The 18,694-nt window shown below is 33.0% G+C and carries 14 protein-coding genes; 3 read left to right on the top strand and 11 right to left on the bottom strand.

Features of this window, described 5'->3' with window-relative positions; all coding sequences use genetic code 11:
• Positions 1 to 7 precede the first annotated feature (7 nt).
• Positions 8 to 1,126 (bottom strand): citrate synthase, encoded by a 1,119-nt coding sequence (locus tag CM54_RS05270; RefSeq protein ID WP_002434679.1) that lies wholly within the window; start codon positions 1,124 to 1,126, stop codon positions 8 to 10.
• 348 nt (positions 1,127 to 1,474) lie between these two features.
• On the opposite strand from CM54_RS05270, the gene CM54_RS05275 reads away from it, so the two are divergent.
• Positions 1,475 to 2,830, top strand: a complete 1,356-nt coding sequence (locus CM54_RS05275) for an amino acid permease (RefSeq protein WP_023350119.1) — start codon at positions 1,475 to 1,477, stop codon at positions 2,828 to 2,830.
• 136 nt (positions 2,831 to 2,966) lie between these two features.
• Here the strand turns inward: CM54_RS05275 and pyk are convergent, their stop codons facing one another.
• From pyk to CM54_RS05315, 8 genes are all read right to left on the bottom strand, one after another.
• Positions 2,967 to 4,724 carry a pyruvate kinase gene (pyk, locus tag CM54_RS05280; RefSeq protein ID WP_002434667.1) on the bottom strand — a complete coding sequence of 586 codons (1,758 nt, stop codon included), beginning with the start codon at positions 4,722 to 4,724 and terminating at the stop codon, positions 2,967 to 2,969.
• Between the two features lie 19 nt (positions 4,725 to 4,743).
• Positions 4,744 to 5,712, bottom strand: a complete 969-nt coding sequence (gene pfkA, locus CM54_RS05285) for a 6-phosphofructokinase (protein WP_002434701.1) — start codon at positions 5,710 to 5,712, stop codon at positions 4,744 to 4,746.
• 178 nt (positions 5,713 to 5,890) lie between these two features.
• The gene (locus CM54_RS05290) at positions 5,891 to 6,835 is read right to left on the bottom strand and encodes an acetyl-CoA carboxylase carboxyltransferase subunit alpha (protein WP_037549413.1); all 945 of its coding nucleotides are present in this window, start codon (positions 6,833 to 6,835) and stop codon (positions 5,891 to 5,893) included.
• On the bottom strand, positions 6,835 to 7,692 hold the full coding sequence (gene accD / locus CM54_RS05295) for an acetyl-CoA carboxylase, carboxyltransferase subunit beta (protein ID WP_002434776.1): 858 nt from the start codon (positions 7,690 to 7,692) through the stop codon (positions 6,835 to 6,837). The genes CM54_RS05290 and accD overlap by 1 nt, the downstream gene beginning before the upstream one ends.
• A gap of 106 nt (positions 7,693 to 7,798) precedes the next feature.
• Entirely contained in the window at positions 7,799 to 9,028 is a 1,230-nt protein-coding gene (locus tag CM54_RS05300) for an NAD(P)-dependent malic enzyme (protein ID WP_037549416.1), read from the bottom strand.
• 329 nt (positions 9,029 to 9,357) lie between these two features.
• Entirely contained in the window at positions 9,358 to 12,561 is a 3,204-nt protein-coding gene (locus CM54_RS05305) for a DNA polymerase III subunit alpha (protein WP_037549419.1), read from the bottom strand.
• 19 nt (positions 12,562 to 12,580) lie between these two features.
• Complete coding sequence (locus CM54_RS05310) at positions 12,581 to 13,522, bottom strand: DHH family phosphoesterase (protein WP_023350115.1); 942 nt, start codon at positions 13,520 to 13,522, stop codon at positions 12,581 to 12,583.
• Positions 13,523 to 13,556: 34 nt separating this feature from the next.
• Positions 13,557 to 14,855, bottom strand: a complete 1,299-nt coding sequence (locus tag CM54_RS05315) for a DRTGG domain-containing protein (protein WP_037549424.1) — start codon at positions 14,853 to 14,855, stop codon at positions 13,557 to 13,559.
• Between the two features lie 208 nt (positions 14,856 to 15,063).
• On the opposite strand from CM54_RS05315, the gene CM54_RS05320 reads away from it, so the two are divergent.
• On the top strand, positions 15,064 to 15,477 hold the full coding sequence (locus tag CM54_RS05320; RefSeq protein WP_002434753.1) for a universal stress protein: 414 nt from the start codon (positions 15,064 to 15,066) through the stop codon (positions 15,475 to 15,477).
• An 81-nt stretch (positions 15,478 to 15,558) separates the two neighbouring features.
• Here the strand turns inward: CM54_RS05320 and CM54_RS05325 are convergent, their stop codons facing one another.
• Positions 15,559 to 16,248 (bottom strand): metal-dependent hydrolase, encoded by a 690-nt coding sequence (locus CM54_RS05325; protein WP_023350114.1) that lies wholly within the window; start codon positions 16,246 to 16,248, stop codon positions 15,559 to 15,561.
• Between the two features lie 170 nt (positions 16,249 to 16,418).
• Here CM54_RS05325 and CM54_RS05330 point away from each other — a divergent pair, with 170 nt between their 5' ends.
• Positions 16,419 to 17,474 carry a M24 family metallopeptidase gene (locus tag CM54_RS05330; protein ID WP_023350113.1) on the top strand — a complete coding sequence of 352 codons (1,056 nt, stop codon included), beginning with the start codon at positions 16,419 to 16,421 and terminating at the stop codon, positions 17,472 to 17,474.
• Between the two features lie 56 nt (positions 17,475 to 17,530).
• On the opposite strand, the gene ald is transcribed toward CM54_RS05330, so the two are convergent.
• Entirely contained in the window at positions 17,531 to 18,649 is a 1,119-nt protein-coding gene (ald, locus tag CM54_RS05335) for an alanine dehydrogenase (protein ID WP_002469674.1), read from the bottom strand.
• Positions 18,650 to 18,694: the final 45 nt, after the last annotated feature.

Genomic DNA, 18,694 nt, shown 5'->3' on the forward strand with positions numbered 1-18,694 from the left:
TATTTTATTATCTTTCTTCAATAGGAACATATTTACGATCTTTCTCACCAATATATTGAGCTCTTGGTCTCATAATTCTGTTGTCTCGATATTGTTCTAATATATGAGCAATCCAACCAGAAGTACGACTTACTGCAAAGATTGGTGTAAATAAATCATGAGGAATGTTCATACTGTGATAAACAGTTGCACTGAAGAAATCAACATTTGGAATTAAGCCTTTTTCATCTTTCATACGCTTTTCAATAGCTAATGAAATATCAAATAATTCGCTTTGACCAGTTTCTTCAGTAATTTTACGGCTCATTTCACGTAAATATTTAGCACGTGGATCACCATCTTTATATACACGGTGACCAAAGCCCATTACTTTATCTTTATTAGCGAATCTCTCATCAAGGTAACTATCAACATTATCAGTACTACCTACTTCTTTTAACATTGCCATTACACGTTCATTTGCACCACCGTGTAGAGGCCCTTTTAATGAACCTACAGCAGCAACTATACCTGAATACATATCAGAGAGTGATGAAACAGCACAACGAGCAGTGAATGCAGATGCGTTTAATTCATGATCGGCATGTAAAATTAAAGCTTTATTGAATGCTTCAACCTCAATGTCAGTTGGAAGTTCGCCTCTTAACATGTATAAGAAGTTCGCTGCATAACTTAATTCTGAATTAGGTTTAACAGGTTCTTTCCCTTCTCTTACTCTTGCGAAAGCCGTAACTAATGAAGCAATTTTTGCTTGAATACGAATTGCTCTTTCATACTTTTTATCTTCAGATTCATCTTCAGCATCTGGATCGAAATGAGCAATATAAGATACAGATGTACGTAACGCTGTCATAGGATGAACATCATCAGTTACATACTCTTCAAAGTGTTTATAAACTCTTTCGTTTAGAGTCATAAACTCAAATAATTTTTCTTTCAATTCTTTTAATTCTTCTTTATTTGGAAGTCTATAATTCCAAAGTAAGAAAATAATTTCTTCGAATTGGGCATTTTCTGCGAGATCATCAATATCATAGCCCGCATATGTCAATTGACTGTCAATTATTGAGCTGATCTTAGTTTCAGCTGCAATAACCCCTTCTAAACCTCTTTGTAATTCTGCCATGATAAATTTCCCCTTTACTATTTCTTTATGAAATGGCTTTCACCTAGTATTATAGCTAAATTCAAACAATTTGTGAAACATTATAAATAACTTTAAACATGTAAAAATGGTATATTAGCTTGACCTTAATGTATGTTAACATCTTTAAAAGAGCGTGAAATTAAACTTTACATAGTATATAACTCATCAAATTTCAAAAATATTGTGATGTTTTCGTTTAGTTATCAAGAATGATTACAAAATATAAATATACATTTTAGTGAATTTTCACACTTTTTTGCGAAAAGAATTGTATAAATAGCCTTATAAGTGCATAATATAAATATCTTATAGTAAGGGAGATGTCTTATGGCTGAAAATTTACAAAGAGAATTGAGCAATCGTCATGTTCAATTAATCGCCATTGGAGGCGCTATAGGAACGGGGTTATTCCTTGGTGCCGGTCAAACAATTGCAATGACGGGTCCCTCAATATTGCTTACCTATATCATTATAGGATTTATGTTATTCATGTTTATGCGTGGATTGGGAGAAATTATAATTCAAAACACTAATTTTAAATCATTTGCGGATGTTACTAATAAATACATAGGACCATTTGCTGGATTTATTACAGGGTGGACATATTGGTTATGTTGGATTATTACTGGTATGGCTGAAGTTACAGCGGTAGCTAAATATGTTAGTTTTTGGTTCCCTGAAATACCTAATTGGATTAGTGCTTTATTTTGTGTATTAATCTTAATGTCATTTAACCTACTAAGCGCCAAATTATTTGGTGAATTAGAATTTTGGTTTGCAATCATTAAAATTGCCACAATTATTGCTTTAATCGTTGTAGGTATTGTCATGATTCTTTTTGCTTTCAAAACACAATTCGGACATACAAGTTTAACTAATTTATACAACCATGGAATATTCCCTAAAGGGGCTTCAGGGTTCTTCATGTCATTCCAGATGGCACTATTTTCATTCGTAGGAATCGAAATGATTGGTGTTACTGCTGGAGAGACGAAAGATCCTGAACAAACTATACCAAAGGCAATCAATAGTGTACCTATTAGAATATTAATTTTCTATGTTGGGGCATTAGCAGTAATTATGTCAATCATTCCTTGGTACAAAGTTGATCCAGATAACAGCCCTTTCGTTAAATTATTCGCTTTAATTGGAGTACCATTTGCAGCTGGAATAATTAACTTTGTGGTTTTAACTGCTGCTGCATCATCATGTAATAGTGGTATATTTTCAAATAGTAGAATGCTGTACGGACTATCTAATCAAGAGCAAGCTCCACCAGCCTTCTCTAAAACGAACAAAAACGGTGTACCACACACAGCTATTATAGCTTCGTCAGCATTATTGCTAATTGCAGCGTTGTTAAATTATATTTTCCCTGACGCTACTAAGGTATTTACTTATGTTACAACTATTTCAACTGTACTATTTTTAGTTGTATGGGCATTGATTATTATTGCTTATATCAATTACAGTAGAAATAATCCAGAGTTACATAAAAAGGCAACTTATAAATTACCTGGTGGTCTATATATGGGATATGCAATATTAATATTCTTCATTTTTGTCTTCGGCTTATTATTTGTAAATGTCGATACTAGAAGAGCTATCTATTTAACACCTATTTGGTTTATTATTTTAGGTCTCATGTACTTACGATACAAAAAGGTAAGCAAACACGCGTAATAATAATAATTAATACCAGCGTTAGAATTGAAATGTCTAACGCTGGTATTTTTTTATCACCATTCAAGTTTTAAAACACAAAAACTGAGACATTATAAATAATGCCTCAGTCATGTAAAATTATATTTAAATTAAATTATAGTACGTTAGCGTAGCCTTCAAAGATTTTTCCTTGAGCTGCATCAACAGTAACTAACATATCGTTCTTAATTTCTTTAGTAGCTTTTTCAACACCAACTACTGTTGGAATACCTTTTTCTAAACCAACGATTGCACTTGGTGAAGTGATACCGTTCTCTTCAGTAATTAAACCAATAGCATTTTCGACATAAGGTACTAACGTTTCATCAACAGAGTTAGTAACAATGACTTTATCAGATAAATCTTTACCTTCTAAGTCACTTGCACTATCAGCAACAATAGCATGGCCTACTACTGATCCACGACCTACACCTTGGCCACGAGCAATTTCATCACCTACTAAGTGAATTTTCATCATGTTTGTTGTACCTTTTTCACCAGTAGGTACACCTGCAGTAATAATGATTAAGTCTCCATTAGAAACTCTACCAGTCTCAACTGCAGTTGCTACTGCGTTATTAAGTAATGCATCAGTGTTTTTACGTCCTTCTTTAACTACAGGATTAACGCCCCAAACAATCGCACATTGACGTGCAGTTTCTTCACTAGGAGTAACAGCGATAATATCAGAGTGTGGACGATATTTTGAAATCGTACGTGCAGTTGATCCACTCTCTGTTGCAGCAACAATTGCTTTAACATTTAAATTAAGCGCTGTATGTGCTACAGAAACACCAATGGCATTAACAAGAGATGTTTCAACTAACTTAGTACGGTCAGATAATAATTTTTTATAATCTTGCGCTGCTTCAGCTGAAACTGCGATATTTCTCATCGTTTTAACTGCTTCTTCTGGGTATAATCCCGCTGCAGTTTCACCTGATAACATAACTGCATCAGTACCATCATAAATGGCATTAGCAACGTCACTTGCTTCCGCACGAGTTGCACGAGGATTACGTTGCATTGAATCTAACATTTGAGTTGCAGTAATAACTGGTTTACCTAATTTATTACATTTTCTAATTAAATCTTTTTGAACCATAGGTACTTTTTCTGGTGGTATTTCAACACCCATGTCACCACGAGCAACCATTAAACCATCAGAAACTTCTAATATTTCGTCAATATTATCGATACCTTCTTGGTTTTCAATTTTAGGGAAAATTGTGATATGAGCTTTTTCTTCTTCAAGAATTTGGCGAATATCTAAAACATCACTAGGACGTCTTACGAAACTTGCTGCGATAAAATCAACATTTTCTTTGATACCAAAGCGGATATCATCAGCATCTTTATCAGTGATACCTGGTAAATTAACTTTTACTCCTGGTAAGTTAACACCTTTTTTATTTTTTAATTCTCCTGTATTTAAGATATCACATTTAACTTCGCCTTTATCTTTATTAATTTCTTTAACTTGTAGTTCAACTAAACCGTCATCTAATAAGATATAAGAACCTTCATTTACATCGTTAATTAAGTCTTCATAAGTAACTGAGAATTTCTCAGGAGTACCTTCAACTTCATTCATACTTACAATAACTTCTTTACCTTTTTCTAATTCAATAACGCCATCTTTCATATTATGCGTACGAATTTCTGGCCCTTTAGTATCTAATAATAGTGCAACAGTTTTATCTAAGCGTTTAGCAACTTTACGTATTGTATCAATTCTTGCTTTATGTTCTTCATGACTACCATGAGAGAAGTTTAAACGCGCAACGTTCATACCCGCGTTAATTAATTTTTCAAGCATTTCTTCCGATTCAGAAGCTGGTCCTATAGTACATACAATTTTAGTCTTTCTCATTATATAATCCTCCCATAATTTATATTGATAATTCTTTAGCTAATTGATACATATCTTTATCAAATTTATGATTACTTTCTCCAAAGATATCATCAAATGGTGTAGCAGTTAATTGATTATTTTTAATACCCACACCTTTAGCAGTTTCACCTTGTTTAAGTAATTCTACAGCGTGTCCACCTAACCTTGAAGCCAACACACGGTCAGCTCCAGAAGGGCTTCCTCCACGCTGAATATGACCTAAAACTGATACTCGAGTATCAATATTGATGTATTTCATTAATTCATCAGCACATTCTTGGCCACTCATACATCCTTCAGCGACCATAACGATAGAATGTTTCTTACCTCTTTTTATACCCTGTTCAATCTTTTCTGCAACATCTTTAATGTCTGTATGAACTTCGGGTACTACAATCGTCTCTGCGCCAACAGACAATCCTGCCCATAACGCTAAATCACCACAGTCTCGACCCATAACTTCTACTATAAAAGTACGAGCATGACTTGATGCAGTATCTCTAATTTTATCGACCGATTCAATAATTGTATTCAAAGCAGTGTCAAAACCTATAGTGAAATCTGTACCATTAATATCATTATCAATAGTACCAGGTATTCCAATAGTTTGAATTTCCTTACATTCTTCACTAATACGTTGAGCACCGCGATAACTACCGTCGCCCCCAATGACAACTAAGCCTTCAATACCACGTTTACGAAGGTTTTCAATACCTTTCTTACGCACATCTTCTTCTTTAAATTGAGGGCACCTAGCTGAAAATAGGAACGTACCTCCACGTTGAATTGTATCCCCTACAGAGCCTAATTCAAGCTTGTGAATATCATCGTCAAGTAAACCTTGGTAACCATGATAAATCCCATAAACTTCAATATTATTGTAAATTGCTGTACGAACGACTGCTCGAACTGCAGCATTCATACCTGGTGAATCTCCACCGCTAGTTAAAACTGCAATTTTTTTCATGACGACATACCTTTCTTTAACTAGATTTATCTTTAACTCTAAATTACCACAATTTATTTTACTGTTCCATCAAAAGAAAGCCTTTCAACGGATGTAAACGTTTTAAATAATGAATTTTTTCTAAAATCATAAAAAAGAGCTAATAGCCTTTAAATCAAGACAATTAACTCTTAATAATTTATTCTACAACTGATCCTATGTGTCTAAATTTCTCGAAACGATCATTAGCTAAATCTTTACCAGATTTTTGGTTCAATTCATTTAGATGTTTCACAAAAACTTCTTTAATTGTTGAAGCTTGTGTTTCTATATCTTTATGAGCACCACCTAAAGGTTCATTAATCACTTCATCAACAATATTTAAACCTTTAAGATCATTAGCTGTAATTTTCATAGTTTCAGCAGCAATTTTAGCTAAATTACTATCTTTCCAAAGTAAAGCAGCAGCGCCTTCAGGTGAAATAACTGAATAAGTACTATTCTCAAGCATAAGTACTTTATTAGATATACCTATACCAAGCGCACCACCACTACCGCCTTCACCAATAACGATTGCGATAACAGGGACTGTCAGTGATGCCATTTCAATTAGATTTTTAGCTATTGATTCACTCTGACCACGTTCTTCAGCTGCTTTACCTGGATAAGCACCTTTTGTATCAATAAAAGTAAAGATCGGACGGTTAAACTTTTCAGCTTGTTTCATTAAACGAAGAGCTTTACGGTATCCCTCTGGATGAGCCATTCCAAAATTACGATAAATGTTATCTTTTGTATCTTTACCACGTTGCTGGCCGACTACAGTGACAGCTTGTCCGTTTAGATAACCAATTCCACCAATCATGGCAGGGTCATCTCTATAATTTCTATCTCCATGAAGCTCAATAAATGAGTCGAAAATATAAGGTATATAATCCAAAGTAGTTGGACGCTCTTGTAAGCGGGCAATCTGTACACGATCCCAAGGCTTCAAATTGGTATAAACTTTTTTAGTTTCTCTCTCAAGCGACGCTTCAAGCATATCTATTTCTTCTTGTAGATCAACTTCATTTTTCTCTTGAGATTCTTTTAACGATTCAATTTTATTTCTTATTTCAAAAAGTGGCTTTTCAAAATCTAACATTATTTACTCACCTCTTGATGGATATTTAAGATATTAGAAAGCGTTTCTTTCATATCTTTACGATGAATAACTTTGTCTAATTGACCATGCTCTAATAAAAATTCAGCCGTTTGGAAGTCATCAGGTAACTTTTCATTAATAGTTTGTTCAATAACACGTCTACCAGCAAAACCTATAAGCGCTTTAGGTTCACTTAAATTAATATCTCCTACTGAAGCAAAACTTGCAGAAACCCCTCCAGTTGTCGGGTTAGTTATATATGAGATATATAATAAGCCTGCATCAGAATGACGTTTAAGTGATACACTTGTTTTTCCCATTTGCATAAGTGAAATAATGCCTTCTTGCATTCTGGCACCACCACTTGCTGAAAAGAGAATAAATGGTAGACGGTGTTCAGTACAGTAATCTATAATTCTGCAGATTTTTTCACCTACTACTGATCCCATGCTTCCCATTCTAAAACGGGCATCCATTACGGCCACTCCATATTTAATACCATCAAGTTCAGAAGTACCAGTAACTACAGCTTCATTTAATCCTGTCTTTTGTTGATCTTTCTCTACCTTTTCAATGTAGCCAGGGAAATCTAATGGATTCGCAGAGGTCATGCCTTTGTCGAATTCTACAAATGTCCCTTCATCTGAAATAGCTTCAATTCTCTTATGTGCAGTGAGTGCGATGTGGTGATCACAATTGAAGCACACATTTAAATTTTCAGCTAATTCTTTAGTGTACATAATTTTTTTACACTTTGGGCATTTAGTCATAATCCCAGCTGGCACATCATTTTGTTTAGAATCTTGAACTGTTAAATATTTCTTTTTCTTACTTCGATTAAAAAAATCTTTAAACATTGGTAAACCTCCAAATAACCTCTGTTACTACCATTTTTTAAATTTCCTGATTCAATATGCTCATGAATAAACTATATTCTAACCAGCATAGAAATCAACTTCAAAATTATTTTAAATCTGTCACTTTCATTGTTTTATCATAAATATCTTGAGGGTTAACTTCGATTCTTGCAACCCCTGATTCCATAGCAGCTTTGGCTACGCTTCTAGCAACAGATGGCGCAACTCTTTTATCAAAAGGTCCAGGAATACAATAATCAGGATTAAGTTCATCCTCTTCAATTAAGTCTGCAATTGCTTCTACAGCCGCTTTTTTCATATCTTCATTGATGTGAGTTGCTTCAACATCTAATGCACCTCTAAAAATACCAGGGAAAGCTAAGACATTATTAATCTGGTTAGGAAAATCTGAACGTCCTGTACCAATGACTTTAGCACCTGCTTCTTTAGCATCATCAGGTTTGATTTCAGGGTTAGGATTTGCCATAGCAAAGATAATTGGATCATCTGCCATGCTCTTAACCATATCTTTAGTTAATAAGTCTGCTACAGATACACCAATAAATACATCCGCATCTTTAATAACTTCTTCTAAAGAACCATCGATTTTATCTTTATTTGTCCAGTTAGCAACATAAGATTTAGTATCATTCATACCATGTTGTCGCCCTTCATAAATAGCTCCTTTAGAGTCGCACATAATCATGTCTCTAACACCATAAGAATATAAAAGTTTTACAATAGCAATTCCAGCAGCTCCAGCTCCATTTAGTACAACTTTAATATCTGATAAATCTTTATCAACAATTCTTAAAGCATTGATTAAACCAGCCATAGTAACAATTGCTGTACCATGTTGATCGTCATGGAATACTGGGATATTAGTTTCTTTTTTCAATGTTTCCTCTATTTCAAAACATCTCGGTGCTGAAATATCTTCAAGATTAATACCACCATAATTAGGCTGTAGTAATTTCACAGTATTAACAATTTCATCAGTGTCTGTCGTATCTAATGCAATAGGTACGCCGTTGATACCAGCAAAGCTTTTAAACAATACCGCTTTACCTTCCATAACAGGAATGCTAGCTTCTGCTCCAATATTACCTAAACCAAGAACAGCAGTCCCATCAGTTACCACTGCTACAGTGTTTGCCTTTATTGTATAATCATAAACTTTTCTTGAATCTTCATGAATCTCCTTACAAGGTTCAGCAACACCAGGTGAATAAGCTAAACTAAGCTCTTCTTTATTAGTTACTTTTATATTTGGTGTAATTTCTAATTTACCTTGATTCTCTTTGTGCATCTCTAATGCATCGTCTCTTAAAGACATGAAATCAACCCCTATTTTAAATAATTTTAAAGTTAAAAAATAACTGTACTTATTAGATAAAAATCGTGAATGTTGAATCTAGTATTTCTAATATTTAAAAACCCAATATACTTCATTTTAAGAATAGTTAGAAACGCATCTCATATGTAAATGAATACGTTAATTTAAATAATTCTTCGTGATACTATTCTTATTTATTAAAATTATTTTTTCTTCCGATTATAAGTTAAACAGTGTATAACCAAAACAAAAAATAATTACAAAGAAAAACTGATGGTTATTATCTTAACCATCAGTTAACTATACCATAGTTTAAAAATTGATAAAAGTTATATAAACCTAATATCACTAGGTTTTACAGACTCGATAAGTTGATAAATTGTCTCATCATCTTTATTTATATATCCTAAGTGTTTTATATCATTATTTTGTTCATTAAACGAACTAATCTCTAAAATGTTATTTTTCTCAATTGGTGTGTCTAATATCATTTCATGCAACTTATCTGAAATCAATTGTGTATCACGTAGAATCACTTTTTTAGATGCTTTAATCTTTTGATTTTTAAATTCATTCACTTCAATTATCTGATTTATAATAAGTTGTAGTTGCTGATTTCTTTTTTCAAATTTACCGATGACTATATACATTTCTTCATTAGATATTGAAGTTTCATATTTCTTGAATTTATCAGGAAATATCACACCGTCCATTAACAACATTCCATCATTAAGGGTTACGAAGGCCATGTTCTGTCCATTTTTAGTTCTTATTTGTTTAATTGCATCAAATTGAACTAATATAGGTTGGTGATTTTGAGCATTACCTAGTTTATAAATTCCTAAGTATTGCTTTTTATCAAATTCTTTCTCAACCGGATGTTTAGATATGTAGAAGCCTAAATACTCTTTTTCATAATCACTAAGCATTTTATCAGGTAACTCTTCTTTATCTTCATAAGCTTGTTTCGGAGTTAATATGTCGAAAAGCATATCATCCTGCTCGACATCGGAGGCTGTATCTAAAACTTGATCAATAGTTTGTAATAGAGTAGCTCTATTTTTACCAAAATGATCAAACGCACCAACTAAAATTAAAGCTTCTAATAATTTTCTACTTTTAACCCTTTTAGGAATTCTTCGTGTAAAATCAAAAAAATCTTTAAACTTGCCATTATTATATCTTTCATCAACAATCGTTTTAACACTCTGGTATCCTACACCTTTTATAGCTCCTAGAGATAAATAAATACCTTTTGAAGTTGCTTTATAATACCAATGACTTTCATTGATATTAGGTGGTAAAATATTTAATTTTTGATGCTTCGCTTCATCTATAATGGCAGAAGTTTTCTTTTCACTACCTATAACATTACTTAGAATATTGGCATAGAAATAGTTTGGATAATACACTTTTAAATAACTCATAATGTAGGCTATTTTAGAATAGCTCACTGCGTGCGCTCTAGGGAAACCGTAATCAGCAAATTTAAGTATTAAGTCAAAAATTTGTTTACTTATTTGTTCGTTGTATCCATTTTGTTTGGCGCCATTAACAAAGTGTTGACGTTCATTTTCTAATACTGCACGATTCTTCTTACTCATAGCTCTTCGTAAGATATCCGCTTCACCATAACTAAAGTTAGCGAATTTACTTGCAATTTGCATTATTTGCTCTTGATAGATAATGACACCATACGTACTTTTTAAAATGGATTCTAAATCATTATGCAAATATTCTACTTTTGAAGGGTCATGTCTACGAGTAATATATGTTGGTATCTCTTCCATAGGTCCTGGACGATATAGAGATGTTACGGCAACAATATCCTCAAAATGCTCTGGTTGAAGTCTTTTTAGCACACTTCTAACGCCTTCTGATTCTAGTTGGAAAATACCTGTAGTATCACCTTGAGATAAAAGTTTAAAAACATTTTTATCATCAAAAGGAATCGCTTCGACATCTATATCAACATCTAAATCTTTCTTAACTTGATTAACTATTTGATGAATAATAGATAAGTTACGTAAACCTAAAAAATCGATTTTTAATAAACCAATACGTTCCGCTTCTGTCATAGTCCATTGTGTTAATAAACCTGTATCACCCAATGTAAGTGGCGCGTATTTATATAAAGGTTGATCGTTAATAATAATTCCTGCTGCATGTGTTGATGTATGTCTAGGTAAGCCTTCTAATTTTTTACTCATTTCAAACCATAGTTCATTTCGGTGGTTTCGGTGAACAAAAGACTTAAAGTCCTCTTCTTGATATGCTTTATCTAGAGTAATCCCCAACTTGTGAGGAATTAATTTAGATATCTCATTTAAAGTCGTTTCATCAAAGCCCATAATTCTTCCGACATCACGCCCAACTGCTCTAGCAAGTAAATGACCAAATGTAACAATACCAGAAACATGGAGTTCACCATATTTTTCTTTAACATATTGAATCACTTTTTCACGTCTTGTATCTTCAAAGTCAATATCTATATCAGGCATAGTTACCCTCTCTGGATTTAAAAATCTTTCAAAGAGTAGGTTAAATTTAATTGGATCGATAGTTGTTATTTCTAATAAATAACTGACTAATGAACCAGCTGAAGAACCACGACCAGGTCCAACCATTACGTCATGTGTTTTAGCGTAATGTATAAGGTCACTAACTATAAGGAAATAATCTTCAAATCCCATTTTAGTTATAATTTCATATTCATGCTTAAGTCGATTTAAATATTGTTCATTATTCAGATTCCATTCATTCAATTTACGAATTAATACTGACCATAGATAATCTTTTGAAACTTCTCCATCAGGTGTGACATATTGAGGCAGTAACGATTGATGATATACCAATTCAGCTTTACATAAGTCTACGATGTCTTCAGTATTTTGTTTTATTTTCTCATCGATTTCTAACTCTTCAAATTCCTTCTGATCAGGAAAATGCTCACCAAAATCTTTACTATCGTTAATAATATCTAATTTAGAATTATCTTTGATGGCTTGTAAAGCAGAAATGGTATCAGCGTCTTCTCTATTCAAATATCTTGCTGACTTAAGCCATACTTTTTTTCTATTAACAATATCATTACTCGTATGATTGATATAAACATGTATTTTATCATTAAATGCTTCAATAATTTGTTTGTGAGTATTATCAATATCTTTGAAGATAATAATTAGATTTTTATCGTAACGTTTTAGCCATTCTAAAGGTACTTCCTCTTTTTCTTTCATCTTAATTGCAGAAGAAAGTTGATATAGCGCTTTTAACCCTTCATTATTTTGAGCTAATACGACTGTTTCAACTGTATATAAACCATCAGTTAATGTTATCGTCATGCCAAAAATCGGATGAATATCTTTTGCTATACACGCATCATAAAACTTAGGAAAGCCATATAAAACATGGGTATCTGTAATTGCAAGCGCACGATAACCTTCATTTTTAGCTTTATTGACCACATCTTCAATTTTCAAACTTGCGTTCAATAAATCGTATGCAGTATGAATATTTAAATGCGCAACCATGTTTGTATACTCCTTCCAGTTATTTAATCTTTTGTTTTAATGCATTAGCTAGATTATCAAATTCAGTCCAACTATATACAGAGACACCTGAAGCATTCGGATGTCCACCACCACCAAAATCATTTGCTACATCATTAATAATGATTTTACCCTTTGAACGAATTCGACATCTAATTTGGTCTCCTTCATCTACACCAAACATCCAAATTTTCAAACCTTGAATATCAGCTATAGTATTTACAAATTGAGATGCTTCATTAGGTTGAATATTATATTCCTCTAAAATATCGCGAGTTATTTTAACCTGACAATAACCCACATTGTCTAATTCGAAATTCTGTAATATGTAACCTTGGAAAGGTAAAAGTTTAGGATCTTTCTCTGACATTTTATTTAATTCTGCATTAGGGTCAAAAGGAAAGGCAATTAATTTACTAGCCACTTCCATTGTGTGCGGAGTGGTATTGTTAAATAAGAATCTTCCTGTATCTCCCACAATGCCCAAATATAATACACGTGCAGTTTTTTCGTCTATAATACGCTCATCGTTAAAATGTGTAATAAAATCATAGATAATTTCACTTGTCGAAGACGCCTCTGTACTCACATAATTAATGTCGCCATATTGGTCTATCGCTGGATGATGGTCTATCTTCAATACTTTTAAACCATTCTGATAACGTTGGTCGTCAATACGCGGAGAATTTGCAGTGTCACAAACGATCACCAATGCTTCTTTATAAACTTCATCTGAAATTTCATCAAAAGTACCTATAAATTCTAAAGATGGTTCATTTTCTCCGACTGCATAAATATGCTTATTTGGATATTTAGCCTCTAAATAATATTTAAGTCCTAATTGTGATCCATAAGCGTCAGGGTCTGGTCTAACATGACGATGGATGATGATCGTATCGTTTTGTTCAATTTCTTGCATCATATCATTCATAATATTCTTCATTTTAAATTACTCCCTTAAAATACTCATTTATTGCTCAAAAGCCTTCAAACATTTGACAAATTACTAATGCGTTTGCAACCTTTTTGTTATTATTAATCATTGTTACTTCTAACTTAGCAAAATTTCTACCAACATCTAGCATTTCATAATGAACATCGATGGATGATTCAATAGGTACAGTTTTGATATAAACTATATTTAAGTTTTCAATCATTACATTACCTTTTTTGTACTTTCTCATCTCATGTCTAATCGTTTCTTCGATAATGCCCACAAATACTGCTTTACTTAATGTGCCATAATGATTTGTTACTAAAGGAGAAACATCAACAGTAATTCCATTTGAATTAATCGTAATATGCTTAGCAATTTGATCATTAATTGTATCACCAATTTGCGGCTGTCTTCCTAAAAGTTGCATTGACTTCAATACATCCTGTCTATTAATTACACCAATAGCTTTTTTATTATTATTAGTTACAGGCAGTAATTCAATGCCTTCCCATATCATCATATGCGCACAACTAGCCACTGTATTGGTAAGCTTTACACTAAGAGGATTACGTGTCATTATTTTCCCTAACTCATCCTCTTCATTCATATTAATAATTTCTCTACTTGTAACTATTCCTACTAATTTAAAATCCTCATTCACTATAGGAAATCTAGTGTGCCCTGTATCATTTGCTAACTTTTTATAGTCATTAATTTTCATGTAATCAAATAATACTGATAACTCGTTAATAGGTTTGACAATATCCTCTACGACAAGAATTTCTTTACGAATTTTTTGATTATACATTGCTCTATTAATAATATTAGCGACTAGAAATGTATCATAACTTGATGAAATAATGGGCAGTTCGTGCTCATTTGCATATTCAACGACTTCTTTAGAAGGCTGAAATCCACCAGTTATTAATATTGCAGTGTCTCGTTTTAAGGCTTCCATTTGAACATCTGCGCGGTTTCCGACTATAAGCAATGTGTGACTTCCAATATATTTTAAAATATCTTGAAGTTCCATTGCTCCTATCGCAAATTTGGATACAGTTTTCCCTAATCCCTTCTTACCACCTAAAATTTGACCTTCAACAATGTTAGCAATTTCATTAAATGTTAAATTGTCTATATTATCCCTATTACGTTTCTCAATTCTTACTGTACCTACACGATCAATTGTAGCAACAATGCCAAGTTGACCTGCATCTTTAATTGCTCTATATGCTGTACCTTCAGAAACATCTAAAACTTTTGCAATCTTTCTAACAGAAATTTTAGAACCTACAGATAGTGATTCAATGTAATTTAAAATTTGCTCGTGTTTAGTCATCAAGTTACCTCTTTATTTCTATTGAACAGTGATAGCATTATTATAACTTTTAACCTCAAAAAAATCATGGCACAACTTCACTTAAAGTAAATTGAAATTCAAAACGATATACATAATTACTTTTTTATTTAATTTTGAATAGAAAAATGAATTTAAATGGAAATTCCATTAAAACTCTATTAAAATAAAGTTGAGGAGGGATGTACTTATGTATAAACATATTTTACTTGGTGTAGACACTCAATTAAAAAATGAAAAAGCATTAAAAGAAGTGTCTCATTTAGCTGGTAAAGACACAGTTGTAACTATTCTAAATGCTATTAATGAACAAGATGCTCAAGCTTCTATCAAAGCAGGAGTTCACTTGGATGAACTAACTGAAGAAAGAAGCGAACGTTTAGAGAAAACAAGAAAAGCATTAGAGGACTACGGTATTGATTATGATCAAATCATTGTTAGAGGAAATCCTAAAGAAGAGTTATTGAAACATGCTAATAGTGGTAAATATGAAATTGTTGTTTTAAGTAACCGTAAAGCTGAAGATAAAAAGAAATTTGTACTCGGTAGCGTAAGTCATAAAGTAGCTAAACGAGCTACAATCCCTGTATTAATCGTTAAATAATTAATAGAAATTCCCGATTCTTCTTAAAAAGTTTGAGAATCGGGAATTTTTTATAAACATTAAATTATTCAAAACATCAAATTAAAATTCAACTGATTGACCTGGCTCTAGAATTTGAACTTCACCTACATTAACAGCATCCTTAAACTGATTTGGGTCCTGTTCGATTAATGGGAAAGTATTGTAGTGAATTGGTACACTGATTTGCGGTTTAATTAATTCATTTATCGCATAACTTGCGTCATCAATGCCCATTGTAAAGTTATCTCCAATAGGTACGAAGCATACATCAACAGGATGTCTATCTGCAATTAATTTCATATCACTAAATAAGCCAGTATCTCCTGTGTGATAAATCGTTTTACCTTCAGCTTCGATAACAACTCCCATAGGCATACCTAAATATACTGGAATACCATCTTCATGTGTAAAACTAGAGCTGTGGAAAGCTTGAACAAATTTTACAGTACCAAAATCGAATTTAGCTTTACCACCGATATTCATACCATGCACATTTTCAACACCGTGATAAGTTGATAAGTAACCTTGTAATTCCGCAGAACCAATAACTACAGCGTGGTTTCTGTTCGCTAGTTCAACTACATCACCAAAATGATCTTCATGTCCATGAGTTAAAATAATGTAGTCTACATCTAATGTTTGTTCATCTAAATCGCATTTGTCATTTCCAGAAATAAAAGGATCGACAATTACTTTTTTACCATTTCCTTCAAAATAGATTGTTGATTGACCATGAAATGAAAGTTTCATTTATATAGCCCTCCTCAAATTTTATCTGTAATCATTATACCCTAGCTACTCCCTCTTATAACACTGTATATCAAAATGACTACAAACATGTTTATCATGATTCGATTTTTGAAAACTAAGACTATTTAGAATAAAATTAAATTACATTAATACTATGGAGGCAAATTAAAATGACTAAAATAGATGAAATCATTAAAGTCTTACAACAACAAAATGCAGATGCAGCCTGGATTACGACGCCACTTAATATTTACTACTTCACTGGATACCGTAGTGAACCTCATGAACGTTTATTTGCCCTACTTATTCAAGCTGATGGGGAACCAGTACTATTTTGTCCAAAAATGGAAGTAGAAGAAGTAAAAGCTTCTCCATATGAGGGAAAAATTATTGGTTACCTAGATACTCAAAACCCCTTTGATTTATATCCTCAAACGTTTACTACATTACTGATTGAAAGTGAACATTTGACTGTTAAACGTCAACGTGAATTATCTCAAGCTTTCAATGTACAAGTTTATAGTGATATAGATCAATCTATTAAAGATTTAAGAAACATAAAATCCTATGAAGAAGTAACTAAAATTAAGAAAGCCGCTGAATTAGCTGATAAGTGTATAGAAATCGGCGTCGCTTATTTAAAAGAAGGTGTTGAAGAACGAGATGTCGTGAATCATATTGAAAATGAAATAAAAAAATATGGTGTTAACGAAATGAGTTTTGACACTATGGTACTATTCGGGGATCATGCTGCTTCTCCTCACGGAACACCTGGTAATAGAAAGTTAAAACAAAATGAGTATGTTTTATTTGATTTAGGTGTTGTTTACGAGCATTATTGTAGTGATATGACGAGAACGGTAAAATTTGGTAACCCTAGCGAAGATGCTCAAAATATTTATAAAACCGTATTGAAAGCTGAGCAATCTGCGATTGAGGCTATCAAACCTGGAGTAATGATTAAAAACATTGATAAAATTGCTCGAGATATTATTAGCGAAGCGGGATACGGCGACTATTTCCCTCATCGATTAGGCCACGGCTTAGGATTAGAAGAACACGAATATCAAGACGTTTCCAGTGCCAATGAGAACCCTTTAGAAGCGGGAATGGTGATAACTATAGAACCAGGCATTTATGTCCCTGATGTTGCAGGTGTTAGAATCGAAGATGATATTCTAGTGACTGAAAATGGATATGAAATCCTTACAAAATATCAAAAATAATAATTTAAGCATAATAAAACTCGGCTAAGTTAGTACCTAGCCGAGTTTCTTTTTAATTATTGATTAAGCGCATCTTCAACAGAAGTATATTCTAAGTTAAACGCTTCAGCTACACCCTTATTCGTAACATGACCTTTATAGGTATTTAATCCTAAGGATAACGCATGATTTGATTTAAACGCTTCACGATAACCTTTATTAGCTAAAGTTTGCGCAAATGGTAATGTAGCATTATTTAAAGCTAATGTTGATGTACGTGGTACAGCGCCAGGCATATTAGCCACAGCATAGTGAACAACACCATGTTTTGTATAAGTAGGATCGTCATGTGTAGTAATTTTATCAGTTGTCTCGAAAATACCACCTTGGTCAATAGCGATATCTACTATCACTGATCCTGCTTTCATTTGCTTAATCATATCTTCAGTGACTAAGTTTGGAGCTTTAGCACCTGGAATAAGTACAGCACCAATAACTAAGTCACTATCTTTAACGAACATTTCAATATTTAGTGGATTGGACATAATTGTATGTACTCTTCCATTAAATAAGTCATCAAGTTCTTGTAAACGTTTTGGATTAACATCAAGCACAGTGACATCAGCGCCTAAGCCTAAAGCAATCTTAGCTGCGTTAGTACCGGCTTGACCTCCACCTATAATTGTTACTTTCCCTTTAGGTACACCTGGTACGCCACCGAGTAATATTCCCATGCCACCGTTAACTTTTTGTAAGAACTCAGCTCCGATTTGAGTTGACATTCTTCCGGCAACTTCGCTCATAGGTGATAATAATGGTAATGATTTATCAGGTAATTGCACTGTTTCGTATGCAATACCAATAACTTTATTATCTACTAAAGCTTGAGTTAATTTTTCTTCATTAGCTAAATGTAAATAAGTGAAGAGAATTAACCCCTCTTTAAAGAATTGATATTCAGATTCTAATGGTTCTTTAACTTTGACTACCATATCTACATCCCATATTTTCGCCTGTTCAGATACGATCTCTGCTCCAGCTTCTTTGTAGTCAACGTCTTCAAAATATGAACCTAGTCCTGCGTTTGTTTCAACAAAGACTGTATGTCCTTGCTCTACAAGTGCATGTACGCCACTTGGCGATAAACTCACTCTGTTCTCGTTATTTTTTATCTCCTTTGGAATACCAATTTTCATTCCATCCACCTCCTCTTACATCCTAACGCGAAAGTATTGAAAGCG

The sequence above is a fragment of the Staphylococcus sp. TE8 genome (assembly GCF_000692055.1).
GTDB lineage: Bacteria > Bacillota > Bacilli > Staphylococcales > Staphylococcaceae > Staphylococcus > Staphylococcus capitis.